The organism is Affinundibacterium baiyunense (genome assembly GCF_018139645.1).
Classification (GTDB): Bacteria; Pseudomonadota; Gammaproteobacteria; order Burkholderiales; family Burkholderiaceae_D; genus Undibacterium; species Undibacterium baiyunense.
In genome coordinates, this window is sequence record NZ_JAGSPM010000002.1 from 237046 (window position 1) to 256454 (window position 19409).

Consider the following 19409-nt stretch of genomic DNA (forward strand, 5'->3'; position numbering starts at 1 on the left):
GGAGTCCATAAAATGTCACGTTAAGGTGTCGGGGTCGCCGCAAAAATAATTAAGAGAAAAACCTTCATTAGCGATTCTCTGACTTCCGCCATGTTAGAGCGTTTTTTCTTTCTATCTTTAGAATCATTGAGTCAGTATAAGCCAAGGCATTTTCCCCAAGTACCAAGATTCTTCGATCTTTTTTACATCCTGCTCAAGTTCCTTTGCAAATATACACGTCTGCATCCCGCGAATCATTTCTCCTTGGCCGCCACCTCTTGGCCATTCATTAAAAAAACCATATTTACTATGATTCAGATTAATCCATTCACGAACCTCGTTAGCGCTCGACATGGTATTGAAAGCATTCTCGAAGCTTTTCGAATTTAAGGCTACAACATTGATAGTTAAGGTATCAGAACTCTTCGATTCAAAGCCTTTTACCAAATCTTTACTGCGTTTCATGCTGCGCTTTGAATACAATATGAGAACTACTCCAAACACGCCCAGCATAAGACCTAGCATCAAATTTTTCATGATCTGTAAAGTAACGGTGAGCTGTTTGCCGCACACATAATTAATAAATGTTGATCCGCATCACGGCTAATACGTTCGATCATCCTGTTAGAAAACTTCATTTCGATTGCTGCTTAACGATTTTTATAATTTCCTCTGGCTCATCAGGGAAAAAACCATATACTTGGTGGGAACCACCGCACATACCAATTTGCTCCTCCCCTTTGCGAAGGAAAATCACATATTTTTCTGCGACAGTAATTGAAACTCCACAATCTCCGCCTGGTGGCCTAGTCTTCACAGTGACACTTTTAGGAACCTCACCTTTTAACTTTCGAATTACTCCGAACTCGACTTCAACGTAAGATAAATCTTCATTTGCTTCGTTATGTACTCTTGCAGAAATTGCTTTCGCTAGAAAAATTCTTTCAGCACTATTCACATTCGCTTTTAGATCAGACCTACAACTGCATGCGTAACTGCTTAACGAAGGAATAAGTAAGGTCACAAAAATAATCTTGCCTAGATTTGGATTTCTCATTTACTATTCTTTAACTCCCAGGTTAATCGGCGCAGAAGCGCGGAGGGCACCAACACTGTCCATTAAAATGCCGAAGGCATGAGCAGTGTTGGCGTCCGAGTTGAACCGCCAGTTAGACGACATCCTCAGACTCCCAAAATCCCTTCGATGCTTTCTCAAGGTTCCTGTCTAAGCTGTCCCAAGAAAAGGATGCGTTGCGAACGATCAAGCCGATCTGCTCGATTATTTCTTGCATTTCAGCTATTGTTTCACCGATGTCTTTCCATTTGACGCCAAGCGAACCAATATCCAATGGTTGAAAAATTCCATTTACGAGGTTTACATCCAAATGTGCAGATGCTTTGTTCCTTATTTTCTTAAATGAATCAAGCGCAGGCTTGTTTTCAAGTTTTCGCCAATTTTCGTTGAGCCTTAAAACAAGCTCGTTGAAAGCTCTTCTCCTCTCAAGTTGCGCCTTTTCATCCATTCGCTTTAGCAAATCCAGAACCATTGGATCTTTTTCCTCGGATGGCGGTTCGACGTACCAAACCGAAAATTCTTCCTCTAAAGTAGCTAGAAGGCGATCCTCTTGAAGTTTTTCAACGATACGTTTTATGCTTGGTGATGTGTCGTATTTATCCAAGGAAAGCTTTGCGATATCTTGGCAGCAAAAAAGGAAGAGGTTGTTTTTTATCGCTATGAAACCTCGCCCCATAACTCCCTTACCCTTCTTTTCAATGACTGACATATTAAAAAGCATTGGCTCAAGCATCGCGTATCGTTCTCTCAAACCGAGAAATCCATCCAAAAGATGCTCGCTGTGGGCTTTTAGCTTCTGCAGTTCGATGCTCATATGTATTTATGTTGACTATCGTCGAAAAGAGCGGATGGCCGCCCAGAAATTAATAAGAAACATAGCCGCATCGTGGCCACTCCGATCAATTGACATGTTATGTGTTTCATAGATAGTCAGCCGCCATTCTCATAGCGCTAAAAGCGATATATTCATTTGAAAATTCCGATCCAGAAGCTTCAGCATCGGCAAGCCATTTATCTAATTCATCATCGTATTTTCCTATGATCGTTTTAAGTTCAACACGATCTGCAACGTTAGCTCGTTCAATAAGTTTAATACGCTTACTGTCATCGGAAATTCCCCATCGTTCAGCCAATGGGATAAGGACTCGTAAAGACTCAGGAATATGCTCTGTATTCAGTTTCATCTAGTGCTCGTCTGACACATAACGCCGAAATGACTGGCGCATTGCGTCCGAGTCGATTGTTGAGTTATACATTGTGTCGTTTACAGAACTCTCGATATGACCAGTACTTGACTCCCACTAACGCGCGTTCAAGTTCGTCCATGTCATCGTCGCCCAACTCTGTTGAAAAAGGCGCAGACAATATTGTTCGGCAGTTTGACAGCGCCATTAAACCCTCTGACTCAAGAAAATATTCGACAACAATCTCATTCCATTGTTCACGCGGCACATCGTGATACGCCGCGGTAATTCGGTCAAGTGATACCACCAACTCTTCAATGTGTTTGAGCACGTTAACGATATCGCTTTTTTTAAACTCTAATTTATCTGCCATATCAGTTTGTATAACGCGATTTAATTTGACAAGTTGAAAAGATAACCGACTATCAAAAATCTGGCAATTTGTTTCTACCCTCTGAAAACCCGCATCAACCTTAGATGAATTTGCTTATGCTCTGTAAAAACTCGGTTTAAACAAACCGACAAAAAGTGCAGACGATTTTTAAGAAAGTGGAATACGCAAACGACACATTTCAGCAGACAGTGGCATGCTTTATCAACATAAACAAAAAAGCACGGCTTCTGTTCGATTTTTTTGCTACCTAACAGCGAATTGACGGGTAATGCGTGACACAACAATGCTCACCGCTTCTCTTCCATCAATCCAACTAAGTTGCCATCTAGGTCGCGTACAAATCCTATCCATAGCGCGTGATCGGGCATTTGTGCTGCTAGTTGTGGCGAGCGTTCTACTTGAGCGCCGCGCTGGACGATTTCGTTGAAGACGTTTTCTATCTGGTTCACTTTAAAATACAAAACGGAATTCGCGCCGACAGCGCCTGCGCCTTGTGGTGTGCTGAGCATAATTCGCACCGAGCCTGCGCGCAGAAATGCTAAGGTTGGTGCGGGGCTGAATAAAAATTCCAGACCAAGCACGTCACGGTAAAACACTAAGGCCTGTGAAACATCGCTGACTGTGATGGCGATTTGGCCGATGTCAGATACTTTGTGTTCCATCGCTCTCTCCTCTGGTTTTGCTCGATTTGTTTTGCTTGATTTGTTTTATTTGGTTTGCTCGTTTAGTGCGCTTGCTTTGACTGTTCAGCTTGTACGTGCAAGCAAGCGGCAATACAAAGTTCGCCACATCGCGACTGTAATCACCAACGTTAAAACCATCCACAAAGCCGCAATCGCATAGAAAATGGGATCGATATCTGGGCTTGCTGGCGTCTTGCAGTGATGTGATTTGCGTAGGCTACAACGCAATTGCACAGCTTGATTAGCGGGTGGAATTTCATCTGCGACCAGCGCATTTTCTAACTTTAAAATCTGTCCATCTAATAGACGAAAAGTGGGGAAGAAGCGTGGTCTACCTGATGATGGATGTGCTGGCCCTACATCGATTAAGATGGCATCAACCGTCTTTAATCTTCCGAAAACGTAGTCGGCATCATTTTGCCAAAAGGCGGTTGCCATCATCACGCAGCCCAGCAAAAAAGGCAGCGGGCACAATAGTAGTACAAGTGAGCTAGTGCGTTTTTGATTAGTTTGACGATCGTGCATTGCTCATCCTCGTGAATTAGAATTACACAAAGTCTAGTTTCAAACTACCGCCAATCGACACCGCTTGCCATTGTGCGCTGAGTTCTAAAAGCTTGTTGCGGACGGCTTCAATATCATTTTCATCTAATGCTAAAGGCGCACATTGCCGTGCATGGCAAGTCACTTGATATAGCGCCAGCATATCCGCTGCTTGGTTAGTCCAGCCAGACCAGCCGTCTGCCTGAAACACTTCTACCAAGCGCTCTACGCCGTCACTCTCGGCGTCGGCGTCCATTTGAAACGAGGCGGCTTCGCCATGCAAGATACGATTCACAAAACCGCGTTTGTGCAAGATGCTTTCGACACCGTAATGCACCATGTCATGCGGAATGATGCCTTGTCTTGGACAAGCAATCGTTTCTACCGAAACGCCGTCCAACACCACGTCCATCTGATCGTGTTTGCCCGAGCCTTTGGTAAAAATCAATTGCTTCATTATTCGAAATCAGTCTTTTGTGTAGCGGAAGCAGCAGTTTCTGCACTGTCTTTGTGGTGCTTTTGAATGCGTATCAGCACCCAAACAGTAGTTGGCAAACTAAGCAACATCGTTCCCCAAAAGCCACCACGCACGATTGGTGCTTGTAGATAATGTGCAGTGATTGCTCCGATCGCAAAGCCAGCCAATCCAGCCCAAGCAATCTTGCGTTTTTCATGCTGTGCGAATGCAGCTACACTTCTCTGACTACGTTGATATTCTCGCTCTTGCGATGCTGAGGAAATTAAAGCGTCTGCCGCTTGTTCTGCCTGAAATTTATCCATGCTTCCTAACTCCTTCACGCCTTAGCTGCGAAATGCGCGCGTGCAGCTTGTTCACAATACGCCCACAAAGCAGGTGATCCGCGTTCAATTGTCGGGCCATAGCGTTGTAGCACCATCTCTAAACTGACATTGTTTTCAGCCCAAGTACCGCCATTGGTGGCGACATTGATTAGCAAAGGTTGCACGCGATCTAGCGCTTTCGCAAACTTGGCATCGTCGGTGCTGGCAGCTTCGAATTCGCACCATAAATCATGTAGCTCGGCGGCTTGCGCTGCTGGCAATAAGCCAAACAAACGTTTAGCGGCTTGTTGCTCTTGTAGCGCTTGATCTTGTTGCGAAGCACCACTATGAATTGGCGTATCACCGACATCCACTTCAACAATGTCGTGAATCAACAGCATCTTGATGACCCGCATTAAATTGACGGGACTATGTGCGTGATCATGTAGCAGTAAGGCGTACATTGCCAAATGCCAAGAGTGTTCAGCGCTATTTTCTTTGCGGCTTTGATCTAATAAAGGTGATTGCCGTATCACCGATTTTAGGCGATCAATCTCACGCAAAAAATTGAGTTGCTGCAGCATGGGATTGGTTTGCATGACAATCATCTGGCTTTCACATAGTAATAGTTTTATTCTTGGTCGGTAGCACGCACACCCGCTTTACCAGCATCGCGTTTGCGACGTTGTGAACGTAGACGTGCCGCGGTGCCTGCGCGATATGGATCAACATGAAAAGGAAAACGCTGTTGTGCAGTAAATCCATCTGGCATGTAATCACCAAATACACCATAGTTTTTGGGGAAGCCAGTTTGTCCTTTAATCGCGCTTCCAAACAAATAATCAATAAACGAGAAATGCGCCGCATAGTTCTTATCGATAGCGATCTCGTCTGACGAATGATGCCAATGATGAAAATCTGGCGTCACGATCACATATTTGAGCGGTCCCCAAGGAAGATGCACATTGGCATGATTAAATACTGCTTGGAATCCAACGACGATGATGTAGACATCCATCACGGTTTTTTCAAAACCGAAAACGTATAAACTACCTAAAACCAAAACGCGCGTGACGATCAATTCCAAAATATGCATACGTGAACCCGCTAACCAATCCATCGTCTTAGTGCTGTGATGCACCGCATGGAATCGCCACAAAAACGGGACTTCGTGATAAGCGCGATGCGTCCAATACTGCGCCAGATCAGCAACAAAAATACACAGAATCAGTTGCAGTACAAAAGGAATAGCCTGTACTAATTCTTGCAGCGCTGGAATCGCAATCCAACCAAAAATCTTGTGTATCAAGAAGTTGACCGTCAATAAGGCTAGGCCAATAATGAAATGATTGACCGCAAAATGCACCAAATCGGTTTGCCATTCTTTTCTAAAAATCGGTTGACCACGATATAAAGGGAAAAGCTTTTCTAAGCCGACAAAAATCAAAGTCGAACCTAACAAATCCAAGATAAACCAATCCAAGCCGATATACGGCGTGTGATCTGGAAAATCGTCAACTGGCACGTGTGATCCGCCTAGTAAGACACTAATTAATACCAGCAAACCCGCGACAGCATTAATGCTGCGAGCACGGTTCAAAATCAAATTCACCAAGCTAATCGATCCAGACAACACCAAGGCGGCGAACATCAAATGACGAATCAAATCAGGGGAATACTGACGCCGTAACTCTGGCGTCGTCAAATACTGTGGAAAATGAAATGCCAACACACCGAGCAGGCACAAAATCGCTAATCCTAATGCCCATACGCCACTAACAATGCCATAGCCTTTTTTGAGTTCACCATCGGCAGCCATCAATTTTGCGGTGTCTTTCGCAGCGCTTGCAATGGCGGCGACGGGCGTGGGTAACTTATCTTGATTCAATTTATCTGTCATAGAAGCGGAATTGAAAATACGAGATGCATAGTAGAAAAAATGCGCGATCAGTTGGCGGCGAATGACACCAGTATGCGCAGACGGCTATGGTAAGACATTTTTTGCAATTTGCACATTATCAAGATTTACGAAAAAACCTTGGTCGCAACAATTATTTAGCGCGGACAAAATTTTATAGAGACGCTTATTCAATTAACGATCAGTCTAGCTCGACCAGAAACACGAATTGAACTACCAAATTCAGCACTAAAGTCAGCGGCAATACGAGAACGCATGCCCATATCCTCACCTTGCACAAGATCGATGTGACCAGCATGAGGCCAATCTAAATCACGCAAATAACCGGCAAATGCTGCGCTAGCAGCACCAGTTGCTGGATCTTCTAACACCCCACCAGAAGCAAACGCATTGCGCGTGTGGAACAACTGATTGCTCTCTGCAAACACAAATAAAATCGTCACCAATGCTTCGCGATTCATCCAAACACGACCAGCCGACAAATCGTAATGCATCGCACTCAATGCCGATCGCGACTTCAACGCCAATACCAAATGATCTGCGCCACCATGAATGCGCGCTGGTGGAATCCGTGGATCGAGATCCGTTTCGTGATAGCCAAACATCGCAAATGCTTCAGCAACTAATTGCGGCGAAGCGACCATGCTACGCGTTGGTGGCGATTGTAGTGCGGCAGAAATTCGCCCCGCTTCTGATTTGCCCTCGACCGTAATCACTGCCTGATTCAACTGTAGAGAAAATACGCCATTACCTTGTTGCAATGCCAGTGCCGCCCCGAGCGCAATCGTCGCATGACCACAGAATGGCACTTCAGATTCTGGAGAAAAGTAGCGAACACGCCAATCTGTACCGATTGGCACTGCAAATACGGTTTCAGAAAATCCAACCGCAGCCGCGATTTTCTGCATCTCGCTATCGCTTGGAAATTGTTCGGTGATACATACACCTGCAGGATTTCCCCCAGTTTCACCGTCAGAAAAAGCAGCGATTTTTTGAACTTGCATCCTTACTCCTGATCTTGAACATGCGAGTGATGATAATCGATTTGCACATTCGACTAAAAGATCGAGTTTCTCATAACAAATTGAAGCTGCCAAATTATTTCAAGCTAGCACGATAACGGTTTGCATATTCATCCGCAGCAAGATGAAACGCACGCTGATCCTTACCAATCGCATCCAAGAATTGACTAAATAAGTCGAGCAAGATGTCGAGATTATGTTCATCGTCTTCAGACAGCGTTTCTGCCCAAACCCAATCTATCATTTTGGATCGGACCGCACGCTCACGTGGATATGAGTCACCAAAAAATGTCATACAAGCTGCGGTGATATCGGCAGCATCTGTTAAACCAATTCTTCGTAAAGCAATAAGCGCTTCTGGTGCCAATACGCCAGTTGAGTTAGAGAAAAACTGTGGAAACGCGCCATTCACTACTTCGGATACTAGCCAATGTGCAGCATATAAATCGCCAACAGCTTGCGGCAATTGGGTAAATTGTGTCAAAAAAGTTTCGGGATTGGTGTAAATATCGATCTGGTCCCAAATAGGCTCGAGCAAATCCCAGTAGCTTGCTGTGTCCTACACATTGCTCACCAGAGCCTCCTACAAGTAGATGCCGTGAACATGACACTGATTGTCGGTAGGGTCATCAAATAGTAAGTCACGCTGCGACACCAAGTAAACGCTAATCCTAGTTTCATGGAATGCGTTTCAATTGCACCAGTTTGCTATTCCAAGCTGCGATCGCCGATTTATCATCTACACCAGTGACGGTAATATTTACTAAGATGCCCTTGCGCACATAACTGATCGAGGCAAATGAGGGAGCATCAGCTTTGGCATTGATATGTACCGCTTTATCAGGGTCATTATTTACTGCGGTAAATGTCGTACCTGGTGGATTACTCATTTTTCGGTACATCTCAACTGATGGGGCTGGATTAGCACCTGCATCGATCCAGATTTTTGGCCCATCTGAACTATACACACAAGCCTTTCCCAATATTCCGCGCTCTGGCACGCCCGCTTTAAAAGGATGCCCGAAATGCTTAGACAAATACTCAGGCTCAAATGGGCATTGTGCAGCGGACGGTGTCTGTGCCGCAGCATAAGCAGCGCAATTTATTAGTGCGGTAAAAACCAAGATATGCTTCATCACTTTGATTCTCCTTTTCATTTAGCTGATCTAGTTGAAACGCTTTAGTTTGGTCATTGCAAAATATAGTTTTCAAGTGCGGGAATACTGTGCAAACGAATCTGTGTGTTGACCTGCTGAATCATTTCCTCAGTATTCGAGGAAGGCCACACCGTCCAGAATTTCTCCATTTGATTCTCAATAAGACGATGCTGAAAGTTGGATAGGCTTAGAGCTTGATCTAAACTACTGATGGCAAATGCTTGTTCGGCAGGTTTGACACCCGCATAAGAAACGATTTGAAATACCGTTCGCTTCGTGCCAACCTGCGGTATCTTCCTTAGGTTTATACATAGATAAAACCTCGAACCCGTTGGACATTGCGTGAACCACGCTCCTTTTCGTTTGAATCCAAGGTCGACTAACATCTGGGCAACCCCAGACAAAATGCGCTTAAAATTCTCGGCAGAGCTCATACCTTGCAGTCTCAAACGGTTAAGTAACAATTACACGACAGTAGGCTAAATACCGATGTTGGTTCGATTGCTTGAATGCCAAATTGAGTCCTTAATTGACGGCTCAATTTTGACATAAGCCAAACCACATCGCGATTTTAATGCGTAAATATATACTTCAAAACGAAAATAATCTATGCATGCTATCGATTAATTGTTAGTAAGCGCTTGAAAGCTTGGCACGGTAGTACCACGCATTGCGCCCGCGGCAGGAAGCTGCCACAAGCGCAAAGAGAAATTTCAGTTTTTCTTGGCAAAAAACTTCTCACCTAAATTCAAACCGACCACCTTACCGTCTTTCATCACGTAAGTCAGAATCTGGCCACGTCCTAACAACTCGGTTCTAAATGCGTGCTCGTCTGCTTTATAAACTTCGGTATCTGCTTCGGCAATCCCCATCTTGAGTATCAGTTGATTGTCTTTAATCTGGCACTGCAAGCTTCCCAACTCGTTCTCAAAAATTCCTGCGTAAGTGCTCATAGGCAGAGGTAATGGCAATTGTCGCGCTGCGCGTTTTTGCCTTTCGGCGAGCTGTGCTTGCAGCATCTTTGCATAGTTGCTTTGAAGCTTAGTCTCCGCTTCTAGTCGCTTTGTCTCATGCTCAGGTTCATTCAGTAAACTAGCGTAGATCACATCAACAATATGTTGATTCATCATGCTGGAGAGTGTCCCACCATTGCTCAAAACCACGACGCCAAAGCCACGCTCCGGCATCATCGACATGTGCGCGCTATAACCAGTGAAACCACCTGGGCGCAAATAGACTTTTTGTCCTTTATATTCGGCGATATCCCAACCGAGTGACCAACCCACACGTTTCATACCTGCGACGGTACGATTTTGCGTGGCGGTTTGTTTCCAAGCATCTGCCACCAGTTCTGGCGGGAAAATCGCTTTTCCCTGCCATTGGCCTTGTTGCAGATGGACGCCCAACCACGCAGCTAAATCATTTGCACTGCTATAAGTGCCGCCAGCGGCGTGCATGTTTTTATCAACTTTTTTCGCCTTACTCACCATAAACGCATCGCCAAAGAATTCATGTCCTTGCGCGATTTTTTGCGGATCTAGTTGCGTCAAACGATTTGCGCTATTACGCATATTCAAAGGGCGAAAGATCGATGCATCGACCAAATCTTGCCAAGCTTTTCCGGTGAGATGTTCGAGAATATAACCAGCAAGCACCGGACCTAGATTGGAATACTCAAAGTTATTTCCAGCAGCGGAGGCGGGATGATGCGACAAGAGTGCTAATAACTCCGAGCTCGATTGAAACTCGCCGGTAAAGGCGGTGCGATAAGTCACCGGACCATCACCACTAATGCCATGCGTGTGATTCAGTAAGCGCTCGAGCGTCACTTGTTCTGCACTCACGCTAGGATGAAAACGCAAAGTCGGCATCAATTTTTGTACCGGCGTTGTCATTAAATGCGGATGGGTACGTGCCAGATCAGAACTGATATGGGCGGTAAAAGCTTTGGTACTGGAAGCGATATAAAATGGCGTGTCTGGTGTGACCGTAACACTACCACCAATCTGGGTTGTACCAAATCCCTTAGAAAAAATCACTTTGCCATTCGAAACCACCGCTACTGCTAATCCAGGTGAGAATTGTTTGATCAGCTTGGGATTGAGAGAGCGTTCTAGACTTTCTGTTTCGCTAGACTTGGGCGCTAATGCTGAGTTTGTGGACTCAATAGGTGTTGCCGCAAGTACCGAACTCGGTGTAATGCTACTAGCTGCCATTACAAACAACATTTTTTGTAGATGATTCATTTCTTTTTCCTCTCGTATGAACATGAAAAAAATAGATTTTCATGCGACGTTCGGCATAACTACATCTGTTTAACTAATGTCATGCCGGATATCAAAGAAATTGAATCGTAATCGCTGTGTGTAGTGGCGTCAGCGCAAAACCGACGAACTGCATTTTTCGATGAATAGACTGCAAAAGAGACGAAATTTAACTCGGTTCTGGTCGACTAAGTAAAAACACCGCAACGGCCAAGAAAAGTAATGCGACAGCGCCCAGAACCCAGAGATTATTCACGCGCAATAACATCAATGCGTAACTCACTATGAGCATCAATACCGCAATGATTTTGCTTTTTCGGGAAACGCTTTTATTGGTCTCCCAATCGCGCAACATTTTGCCAAACACCGCGTGGCTATGCAGCCATTGATGCAAGCGCGGTGAGCTTTTTGCGGACAACCAAGCAGCCAATAACAGAAATGGCACGGTTGGCAATCCCGGAACAAAGATACCGATGATTGCCAACATTAGGCAGAGGCAAGCCAAAAATACGATTAATAAGCGCAAGTATCGCAAGGTCGCTTCCCTATTTTTTATGCGCGAGATCTTAGGCAAAATTGCTGATCACTGAAATCAATCAAATCAGTTTAGTCTAGATCCTAACGCTATCCATTTCGCCAGCAGTAGGAGCAAGAGAACTACGCAAGAAAACGAATAATAGCGCAAGGCGCAACAACATCCGAACGTTCATGGCAAGCCTTCAGCGTGTTATCGCTCAATAATTTTATTGCCTACCCCACTCCTCGAAATGCGTGACACGAAACCTTTCGGTACATACAACGTATTCCCCTCGCCTTCTAAATCAATTTGCTCGACCGTTGCGCTATTGCGTATGGAGAGATCATTGTTAACGCCTGTCACACGTATGCGACCAACTTGATTTTTCTCGGCGATGACAATGTTATTGCTAGTGCCAGTGAGATAGACGTTATAACGTCCAGATTTATTAATGATACTGTCAAGCTTGTGTCCATCAATCACGACTTCGTTGCCACGATCATCGACATGACCACTGCTACCGCAACCCGCGATAATCAAACTCGTGAAGACCAAGGAAAAGCGAATAAGAAGGCGCAACACACCCTGATTAATGCCATCAACAAATGCCAAATAACGCATAAAAATATCCCTCAAAAAATAGAAATCTATCCGAACTTCGCTGCTGATCTTTCAATGACCAACAACGTGAGACCGCATCATCCTTGCTTGATAAGAGGGAATCGAGAAAGATGCGACCGATCGGCTATTTTTATGCCTTAGGGACTGGGAATTTGGCGCGAATGGCAGAGCAACTGCATAAAAAAATCCGCCATATTGCTAAGGCGGATTCTTCTCAAAACCTTGCTACGCAAAATAACTTATTTCTTTTGTTGCCCTTCTCCTAGAAAAGCTTTTGCTTCTGCACCAACGCGTATTACACGAATTTGTCTGAGCTCAGTATTGCTATCTATTTTGTTCAAAGTCTCTTGTCCGGCAGTGAATCTACCGATTACATTAAATTCATTCGTAAATGGACTATCTGCCGTGGCTATCAATAAATGACCTTGCGCATTGATTGCGACCACATGACCCTGTGAGTTAGCAGCCTTTTTAGTTATCTCATTCAATGCTGTTTCTGGCCATTTACCATGCAAACGAAACTCCCATTTGCCATTAATGATGTTTGCCTGCCCAATCGGCGCAGGTGGCGTGCTTAGACGAGCGGCACCAGGATTAAATGCAGGCGGTTTAAAGTTTGTTTCAAGCTGAGCAACCAAACGCCCTACATTGGCGGGAGCTAGTTCTGCTTGCAACTCGACTAAAACATTACCTTGATTTGTGACTAGCTCGACATACAGACCAGACGGCAAGTAATAACCATCACGACTCAAGGTCTCTGGCGCATTTGCTACTTCATAGGCCATCAATGCAATAGCGATTGCCGAGTGTTGCTGCGCTTTGGCGTATGGCACGACCTCGTTATAGGTATCTAATAAAGTATGCCAAGTGCGACCATAGACAAAATCTGTTTTGTTCGAAGCCGATGGCGTCGGCACACCTTTCATAGAAAATGCCGAAGCATCAGTTCCAGACAAGGCTTCCGCACGTATGCGTGGGTAATCACTGGTTTTTAGTTCAAAACCAAATTCACCAGATTGTCCTTGCAAACTTTTGGCGACACGTTCAAATGGCGCCTTCCAAGCACTAGGCACAGTAATGCCTGATATCGCGCCTGGTGCACCATCGCGATTGAGCATCATCACCATCTTATCCATACTTTTTGCGTGCTTCTCGGTAAAGGCGGCTGCACCTAAAATCCCTAGCTCCTCACCCGCCGAGGCTAACATCACAATACTACGTTTCGGTTTCGCACCCGCTTTTGCCAGTAAGCGCATTGCTTCAATGGTCGGCGACATACCAGAGCCATCATCAACAGCGCCAGTTGCGCTATCAAAACTATCTAAATGTGCGCCGATGACAACGTATTCATCGGGTTTCTCTGTGCCCTTAATTCGGGCGACAACATTATGAAAAGCTACTGGGCCGGGGAAAAACCAATTACGAATATCAAATTCTAGTTCTGGCTTTTCACCCTTTTTTATTTGCTCTTGGATTTCATTGTATTGCGTTGCGTTGAGCTTAATGTCGGGCAAGCTTGGTAATGTTTCCCAAGTAGTTGGTTTAGCATCAAGCAAAGACAGAGGTTCTTTACCTGCTTGCAAAGTACCAAGCGCACCGGCTTCGATCAGTTTTAAGGTGATCGCGTCAGGTTTATATTCCTTTCGACCATCACGTCCCATGCCGCGACTTTCGCCAGCAATCAAGACCCAAGCACCTTTAAATTCTGCCATGCGCGCTTGCGCTTCTGCCACAGTCGCCGGACCTAAGACCGCAGGCCCACGCTGCACGCCTTTGGTTCCAGCGGTATAACTTGGTGTTCCAAAACGCAAAGGCTTTTCAATTGGGGTAAGGATTTTGCCAAACCAGGGACCACGGTTAAAGCCGACACTTTGTTGCCCAGCTTCTTCTAATTCCGCTTCAATTCCCCATTGCTGCATTTGATTTTTGGTCCAACGTGCGGCATGACTGTAGTTGTCACTACCCGTCATGCGTCCACCAAAACGATTAGTCAGAATATCTAACCATGTCATTACTTGGGGATCTTGCGTACCGATTTCGACAATCTTTTTCGATGTCGCATCTTGTGCGGAACTAATCGGACTAAGTCCAATCAAGATACAAAATGCGAGCACGCTAACTCGCCCTGGTTTCATATTTTTGTTGAATCGTTCTTGCATGTTCTTGCCTTTATTGTTGTTGTGGAGGGTATGAAAAAGAGGAACCGAGACAAGATGCTGAAGTATCTCATCTTATTATTTTCATACGCCTTCGACTAAGGAGTGCGTGGCAAGTTCCAATGTTGGTAAAAACCCTTAGATAAAAAACCACCGCGACTTTTCAGTGCTGGTGGCTTTTTTTGCATCGAGCTTTCAAATTGATAGCGTTACTCAAGCTCAGAACGCTATTTAGAGCATAGCCTTGGCAAGACAATTCGCCCGAATGTAATCCAAATGTGTTGGCATCGCATCGACACACTTGCGAATCACCGCTTGAGTGTTGTAAAGAAATCCTGCGATTTCTTCTTTGGTGCGTTGATCAACAACCGGATTGTAACGACGCGGACGCATCCCTTGTCCATGCATCACTTGTAGCCAACTATCCTCGGGAAATAATTCTTCGTTTTCTCTTAAAATGCGCCCATTGCTAGTAAATAGATCGAGCTTCAGCTGCAAACTGTCTGGCACTGGCATATTTCGGCAATAACGCCAAAACTCAGAATCATCGCGTTGATTCACTTTGTAATGCAAAATCAAAAAATCGCGTATTTGAGAATATTCTTTATCAGTTAGTCGATTGTAGTTATCAATATCAACTTGATCAAAGTCTTTATCTGGGAAGAAACTAATAAGGCGCATCAAACCAGTTTTCACCATATGAATACTAGTTGACTCTAAAGGCTCCATGAAGCCGCCTGATAGACCAATTGCCACGACGTTTTTATTCCAAACTTTTTTACGTTTTCCTGTGGTGAATTTAATCTGACGTGGTTCAGCCAAAGCGCGGCCATCCAAATTATTCATCAAGATTTCTTGCGCTTGAGCTGTATCCATAAAATGACTTGAGAATACATGTCCATTTCCAATTCGATGTTGCAAGGGTATTCGCCATTGCCAACCTGCGGTATGCGCAGTGGAACGCGTATGCGCCTGCGTCGAACCTCCAAGTTCGCACGGTACAGCAATTGCGGTATCACATGGCAGCCAATGACTCCAATCATCGTAGCCCGTTTGCAAGGCTTTTTCGATTAGCAGGCCGACCATCCCAGAACAATCAATAAAGAAATCCGCGCTAATTTTCTCGCCGTTTTCCATCACTAAGGCTTCTACAAAGCCATCGTCTTGTCGTAACAATGTTTGTACGATACGCCCTTCAGTTCTTTTCACGCCACGTTGTTCAGCATATGTTCGTAAGTATCGCGCATACAGTCCCGCATCGAAATGATAAGCATAAGACAGATCAGACAAAGGGGAGTTGGGCAAATCAGGTCGGCCAACACTAAATTTCCCGAGCATGCTAGCAACCGTATTGATCGAGTAAGGCTCTAAACCACCGACCATGCCTAACTGATTGAGCTTAAGCCAATAATGAAAAAAATTGGCGGTTGGTTGGTCCCGACCAACTGAACCAAAGCCGTGAAAATACTTACTGTGATTGATTCCCCAATTAACAAATTCGATGCCTAACTTAAATGTCCCTTGGGTGTTCCTCAAAAAATCATTTTCATCGATTCCAAGATGCATATTGAAATTTCGAATGCTAGGAATCGTCGCCTCGCCCACGCCTATGGTGGATATTTGATCCGATTCTATTAATCGATAGTTATACCCATTAGGAAGCAATTGAATTAACGCAGCCGCACTCATCCAGCCGGCAGTACCACCACCCACGATTACAATATCTTTGATTCGATTCTCTCTCATCTACAAATCCATTCACTATATTTGGCGATCATTTGATTTATGTAGGATAAATGATTCAAGCCTTACGACGCTCACTCTCGAGAGTATAAAAAAAAAGAGTCTATGCAATGCAAGTTTTATTTTGCACGACATAGACCCAATCACCCTCGAGGAATACTCAAAAAACTAGTAATTAGTAGTTAAACCCAAATCGAATACCAAACATGCGTGGCTCAACTGGCGCGTAGTTCATTTGTGCCCCAACACCACTACCTCTCCAGTACGCTGCTTTACTATCGGTTGCGTTACGAACAAACAGCTCTGCATGCCAATCGTCTTCTGGTGAGTCGAGTCGAACCGATGCATCAGTTAATGTATAAGCTTTTTGGAATCGACCAATATGTGCAAATTCGTCGTTTCTCACATCAAAGTATGCCTTGTCACGCCAATTTAACTTGACGTAGGGCGTGATTGAATATCCGCTCGGCAAGTCAAACTTCTGTGAGAAATGCAGCATGAAAGTTTTGCGCGGCGCATTCGGCAAATTGTTGTCTGTCACGTCATACAAGCGTTTCCCATTGTCTGGTCCCAAACCTGTGAATTGTGCTGGGCATGGTGTTTGTCCGAACTCTACACGTGCATCGCAGTTATAGTCATCGCTATACGAACCGTAATCACGAATCTTCGTGTCTAGAACAGTGAATGCACCGCCTACCTTCGCACCTGGCCAAGGCTTGTAGTCCCACTCCACTTCTAATCCGCGAATCTTCGTATTACCAACGTTGATTGTGCGCCAGGTTTCGTACACGTCACACTTAGGCTGATCGGATGTACAAGGTATTGGTGTTTTATACTTACTGACGAAGTAAGTACCCGTTAATTGCTGATCTTTATAGTTCATGGCAAACGCGACCGCGGACAAACTCAAGGTGTTATCAAAGAATTTGCCTTTGTAGCCGAGTTCAAAGTTCGTCACCAATTCTGGCTTATACGGTAAGAAGGTTTCGGTGTTTGGTTTTCCGTCCGCACATTCGCGTTGAATTGGATCAGTTGCACTACCACCACAAGCTAAAGTGCGATCGCCAAATCCACCTGCTTTGTAACCGGTCGCCAAGGCTGCATATGCCATTTCATTCTTATTGATTTGGGTTTGCAAACCTAAACGCCAAGTTAGCTTACGCCATGATTCACTGTGATCGTTTTTACTTGGTGTGCCATACAAGCGGTAAGCGGCTGCACTACCACCGGGCCCGTAATTGAGATCATTCCCTTGCGGTAAACGATATCCTGGTGTGCCTGGAGTACCAGGATCATAACCACCGTTGTAGAACTCTTTCTGTCCCCACCAACCACCGAGGTTCAAACCGTCTTTATCAGTTTTGCTGTCCGAGCTAAAACGTAGGCCTGCTGTGGCAGTCCAATCTTGTACAAAATCCCAATCGGCTTGCGCAAAAACCGCTTTTGCATCAACTTGGCGATTCGGTTGTGCATAGAAAGCCCCTGATGCCAAGCCTACTGGTGCGCGATAGAGATCAACTACTTCATAGTTAATCTGATTTTTCTCGTGCATCCAGAACAAACCAGCGACATATCTCAAACTGTCAATTCTTTGCTTAAACTGCAGCTCGTGCACGGTTGATACATATTTTGAATCAACTGTTTGTTGATACTGATCGGACAACGGCCAAGTACCCCAGTTATTGCCACCAGCAATACGTGGATGATCTTGCGTGATTTGAAATGGCAGTGCAGACATGTTTCCCTTGTCGTTGTCATAAAGTTGACTACGACGTTGGTCCGCAAGCGCGAAGTTGTAATCCAAACTTGCATCGTTGCTGATGTTCCAGTTTGAGCCTGCACGTAAGGTACGAATCTTCATATCGGTCATGCCAGGGACGTTAATTTTCAAGTCAAAACGTCCCCACCCTGTTGGGCAGGCATAGCGCGTGCCAGCGACAGAGTCACAATCTTTAAACGCGGTACCGCCTGCACTAGAATCTTGAAACTCCTCATAGGTTGCGTGCAACTTCCAATCACGATTCACCTTATATAGACCTGCTAAACGCGCGGCCCAAGAATTCTGGTTGGTATAGTAATCGCTAGGATCAACTTTGCGATTCCAACGTTGAATATTGTCTGGAATACCGTCCGGAATCCACCCTTTGGATGGCAAGTTCGCTTCACTAAAATCTTGCATCTGATTGGCGTAGCCATCACGCGTCACTTTCATGAGCGCCGCACGCAAGGCAAAATCGTCACTTACCTTGATGTTTTGCACTGCATGTAATTGACGTTTATTGTAGTTTCCCAACTCAACTTCAGCTCTGCCGTAATTACCTTTGAAATCAGGTTTCGCGGAAATCACATTGATGGTACCGCCTGTAGAGTTGCGGCCAAATAGAGTCCCTTGAGGGCCACGCAAGACCTCGACTTGAGCAACGTCGAACATTAGTGCTTGCGCGCCTTGTGGTCGTGGTGAATACATTCCATCAACATGGAAACCAACCGCAGGATCACCGATCTCGGTAGTATTGCTTGAAGTAATCCCACGCACAGTCACCTGAATTGCCGAATCATTCGATTGAACAATGGTGACATTTGGAATTTCGTTAGCTAAATCTTTCGCACTTGTGACGCCCATACGCGCCAGGCTTTCTTGATTAAAAGCCGTTACAGCGAGAGGCGTACGTAACAATGATGTGGAGTAACGCGTTGCAGTTACGTTCACCTCTTGTATTTTGTCTGACTGCTTGTTCTCTGTTTTTTTGTCGCTTGCTGGTTCGCTTGACTTGCTCGTTTCTGCCGGGGCGGCTTGTTGAGCATAAGCATGCACACTCATCAATCCACAAGCACTCGCTACTGCGACGCTCATAATTGTTTTCTTGGTTTTTGGTTGAAACATTTTGTCTCCTTGTGATGGTAGTCGACTAGCGCTACCAACTTTCATTAAATGTCACTCGGTGATTTGCTCACCATTTTTAGTTTGCCTGATGTTACTGCTAAGCGTCGATTCGCTCGGTTTTGATCGTGCTGTCATTTTCCTTGCTGCGAATTCTTGCTCTTTTTTGTTCGATCGTATTGCTGACGATTACAAATTTCTGTTCCAAAGAAGCAGATTTTTGCGTTCGCAGTCTAGGTGGCTAACCCAAAATACAAACGAACAGTTTCAAAAAAAATGGTGTATTTTCTGAAAATGGGTGCTTTTGTGGAATCGTTTCCATTTGTGATTCGGAATATAGCATTCAATAAAAAATAGTGTCAACTTTTTTTTGGAAACGTTCCCAATGTGTGTTTATTTGCGACATTTTTTTTCTGCACCTTTGGGTTTCAGTTGAACCGAAAAGACGAACTTCCGTTAGCACACGCTGTGGATAACTTTGTGGGTAATTTT

General features: G+C 44.9%; 21 protein-coding genes. All 21 read right to left on the bottom strand.

Annotation, left to right across the window (positions count from 1 at the left end):
- Window positions 1-123: 123 nt before the first annotated feature.
- The 21 genes from KDM92_RS04235 to KDM92_RS04335 all read right to left on the bottom strand — a co-directional run bounded on the left by KDM92_RS04235 (window position 124) and on the right by KDM92_RS04335 (window position 18920).
- Complete coding sequence (locus KDM92_RS04235) at window positions 124-516, bottom strand: hypothetical protein (RefSeq protein WP_212683148.1); 393 nt, start codon at window positions 514-516, stop codon at window positions 124-126.
- Between the two features lie 97 nt (window positions 517-613).
- A complete protein-coding gene (locus KDM92_RS04240) occupies window positions 614-1036 on the bottom strand; it encodes a hypothetical protein (protein WP_212683149.1) in 423 nt (140 codons plus the stop codon).
- 112 nt (window positions 1037-1148) lie between these two features.
- Complete coding sequence (locus tag KDM92_RS04245; RefSeq protein WP_212683150.1) at window positions 1149-1868, bottom strand: AbiU2 domain-containing protein; 720 nt, start codon at window positions 1866-1868, stop codon at window positions 1149-1151.
- 106 nt (window positions 1869-1974) lie between these two features.
- On the bottom strand, window positions 1975-2238 hold the full coding sequence (locus KDM92_RS04250) for a hypothetical protein (RefSeq protein ID WP_212683151.1): 264 nt from the start codon (window positions 2236-2238) through the stop codon (window positions 1975-1977).
- Window positions 2239-2302: 64 nt separating this feature from the next.
- Entirely contained in the window at window positions 2303-2611 is a 309-nt protein-coding gene (locus tag KDM92_RS04255; RefSeq protein WP_212683152.1) for a hypothetical protein, read from the bottom strand.
- Window positions 2612-2919: 308 nt separating this feature from the next.
- On the bottom strand, window positions 2920-3294 hold the full coding sequence (locus tag KDM92_RS04260) for a VOC family protein (protein ID WP_212683153.1): 375 nt from the start codon (window positions 3292-3294) through the stop codon (window positions 2920-2922).
- Window positions 3295-3378: 84 nt separating this feature from the next.
- Window positions 3379-3840 carry a hypothetical protein gene (locus KDM92_RS04265; RefSeq protein ID WP_212683154.1) on the bottom strand — a complete coding sequence of 154 codons (462 nt, stop codon included), beginning with the start codon at window positions 3838-3840 and terminating at the stop codon, window positions 3379-3381.
- Window positions 3841-3862: 22 nt separating this feature from the next.
- Complete coding sequence (locus KDM92_RS04270; protein ID WP_212683155.1) at window positions 3863-4315, bottom strand: hypothetical protein; 453 nt, start codon at window positions 4313-4315, stop codon at window positions 3863-3865.
- Window positions 4315-4638, bottom strand: coding sequence for a hypothetical protein (locus tag KDM92_RS04275; protein ID WP_212683156.1), 324 nt, complete (start codon window positions 4636-4638; stop codon window positions 4315-4317). Before KDM92_RS04275 ends, KDM92_RS04270 begins: the two co-directional genes overlap by 1 nt.
- A 14-nt stretch (window positions 4639-4652) precedes the next feature.
- The gene (locus tag KDM92_RS04280; protein ID WP_212683157.1) at window positions 4653-5237 is read right to left on the bottom strand and encodes an HD domain-containing protein; all 585 of its coding nucleotides are present in this window, start codon (window positions 5235-5237) and stop codon (window positions 4653-4655) included.
- A 32-nt stretch (window positions 5238-5269) separates the two neighbouring features.
- The gene (locus KDM92_RS04285) at window positions 5270-6538 is read right to left on the bottom strand and encodes a sterol desaturase family protein (protein ID WP_212683158.1); all 1269 of its coding nucleotides are present in this window, start codon (window positions 6536-6538) and stop codon (window positions 5270-5272) included.
- Between the two features lie 188 nt (window positions 6539-6726).
- Complete coding sequence (locus KDM92_RS04290; protein WP_212683159.1) at window positions 6727-7560, bottom strand: PhzF family phenazine biosynthesis protein; 834 nt, start codon at window positions 7558-7560, stop codon at window positions 6727-6729.
- A 94-nt stretch (window positions 7561-7654) separates the two neighbouring features.
- Complete coding sequence (locus KDM92_RS04295) at window positions 7655-8062, bottom strand: DMP19 family protein (RefSeq protein ID WP_212683160.1); 408 nt, start codon at window positions 8060-8062, stop codon at window positions 7655-7657.
- Between the two features lie 193 nt (window positions 8063-8255).
- The gene (locus KDM92_RS04300; RefSeq protein WP_212683161.1) at window positions 8256-8717 is read right to left on the bottom strand and encodes a hypothetical protein; all 462 of its coding nucleotides are present in this window, start codon (window positions 8715-8717) and stop codon (window positions 8256-8258) included.
- 50 nt (window positions 8718-8767) lie between these two features.
- Window positions 8768-9169, bottom strand: coding sequence for a hypothetical protein (locus tag KDM92_RS04305; protein WP_212683162.1), 402 nt, complete (start codon window positions 9167-9169; stop codon window positions 8768-8770).
- 279 nt (window positions 9170-9448) lie between these two features.
- On the bottom strand, window positions 9449-10981 hold the full coding sequence (locus KDM92_RS04310; protein ID WP_212683163.1) for a serine hydrolase domain-containing protein: 1533 nt from the start codon (window positions 10979-10981) through the stop codon (window positions 9449-9451).
- Window positions 10982-11168: 187 nt separating this feature from the next.
- Window positions 11169-11534 carry a YbaN family protein gene (locus KDM92_RS04315; protein WP_212683164.1) on the bottom strand — a complete coding sequence of 122 codons (366 nt, stop codon included), beginning with the start codon at window positions 11532-11534 and terminating at the stop codon, window positions 11169-11171.
- 192 nt (window positions 11535-11726) lie between these two features.
- On the bottom strand, window positions 11727-12137 hold the full coding sequence (locus tag KDM92_RS04320; RefSeq protein ID WP_212683165.1) for a hypothetical protein: 411 nt from the start codon (window positions 12135-12137) through the stop codon (window positions 11727-11729).
- A gap of 239 nt (window positions 12138-12376) precedes the next feature.
- Entirely contained in the window at window positions 12377-14296 is a 1920-nt protein-coding gene (locus KDM92_RS04325) for a M20/M25/M40 family metallo-hydrolase (protein ID WP_212683166.1), read from the bottom strand.
- Window positions 14297-14524: 228 nt separating this feature from the next.
- Window positions 14525-16039 carry a tryptophan halogenase family protein gene (locus KDM92_RS04330; RefSeq protein ID WP_212683167.1) on the bottom strand — a complete coding sequence of 505 codons (1515 nt, stop codon included), beginning with the start codon at window positions 16037-16039 and terminating at the stop codon, window positions 14525-14527.
- A gap of 172 nt (window positions 16040-16211) precedes the next feature.
- Window positions 16212-18920 carry a TonB-dependent receptor gene (locus KDM92_RS04335; protein ID WP_212683168.1) on the bottom strand — a complete coding sequence of 903 codons (2709 nt, stop codon included), beginning with the start codon at window positions 18918-18920 and terminating at the stop codon, window positions 16212-16214.
- Between the last annotated feature and the right edge of the window lie 489 nt (window positions 18921-19409).

Coding starts and splice junctions, on each gene's coding strand:
- KDM92_RS04275 (WP_212683156.1), bottom strand. CDS start 4,638: ATGGATAAATTTCAGGCAGAACAAGCGGCAGACGCTTTAATTTCCTCA.
- KDM92_RS04240 (WP_212683149.1), bottom strand. CDS start 1,036: ATGAGAAATCCAAATCTAGGCAAGATTATTTTTGTGACCTTACTTATT.
- KDM92_RS04310 (WP_212683163.1), bottom strand. CDS start 10,981: ATGAATCATCTACAAAAAATGTTGTTTGTAATGGCAGCTAGTAGCATT.
- KDM92_RS04260 (WP_212683153.1), bottom strand. CDS start 3,294: ATGGAACACAAAGTATCTGACATCGGCCAAATCGCCATCACAGTCAGC.
- KDM92_RS04265 (WP_212683154.1), bottom strand. CDS start 3,840: ATGCACGATCGTCAAACTAATCAAAAACGCACTAGCTCACTTGTACTA.
- KDM92_RS04305 (WP_212683162.1), bottom strand. CDS start 9,169: ATGAGCTCTGCCGAGAATTTTAAGCGCATTTTGTCTGGGGTTGCCCAG.
- KDM92_RS04320 (WP_212683165.1), bottom strand. CDS start 12,137: ATGCGTTATTTGGCATTTGTTGATGGCATTAATCAGGGTGTGTTGCGC.
- KDM92_RS04270 (WP_212683155.1), bottom strand. CDS start 4,315: ATGAAGCAATTGATTTTTACCAAAGGCTCGGGCAAACACGATCAGATG.
- KDM92_RS04330 (WP_212683167.1), bottom strand. CDS start 16,039: ATGAGAGAGAATCGAATCAAAGATATTGTAATCGTGGGTGGTGGTACT.
- KDM92_RS04335 (WP_212683168.1), bottom strand. CDS start 18,920: ATGTTTCAACCAAAAACCAAGAAAACAATTATGAGCGTCGCAGTAGCG.
- KDM92_RS04250 (WP_212683151.1), bottom strand. CDS start 2,238: ATGAAACTGAATACAGAGCATATTCCTGAGTCTTTACGAGTCCTTATC.
- KDM92_RS04280 (WP_212683157.1), bottom strand. CDS start 5,237: ATGCAAACCAATCCCATGCTGCAGCAACTCAATTTTTTGCGTGAGATT.
- KDM92_RS04285 (WP_212683158.1), bottom strand. CDS start 6,538: ATGACAGATAAATTGAATCAAGATAAGTTACCCACGCCCGTCGCCGCC.
- KDM92_RS04290 (WP_212683159.1), bottom strand. CDS start 7,560: ATGCAAGTTCAAAAAATCGCTGCTTTTTCTGACGGTGAAACTGGGGGA.
- KDM92_RS04235 (WP_212683148.1), bottom strand. CDS start 516: ATGAAAAATTTGATGCTAGGTCTTATGCTGGGCGTGTTTGGAGTAGTT.
- KDM92_RS04255 (WP_212683152.1), bottom strand. CDS start 2,611: ATGGCAGATAAATTAGAGTTTAAAAAAAGCGATATCGTTAACGTGCTC.
- KDM92_RS04245 (WP_212683150.1), bottom strand. CDS start 1,868: ATGAGCATCGAACTGCAGAAGCTAAAAGCCCACAGCGAGCATCTTTTG.
- KDM92_RS04325 (WP_212683166.1), bottom strand. CDS start 14,296: ATGCAAGAACGATTCAACAAAAATATGAAACCAGGGCGAGTTAGCGTG.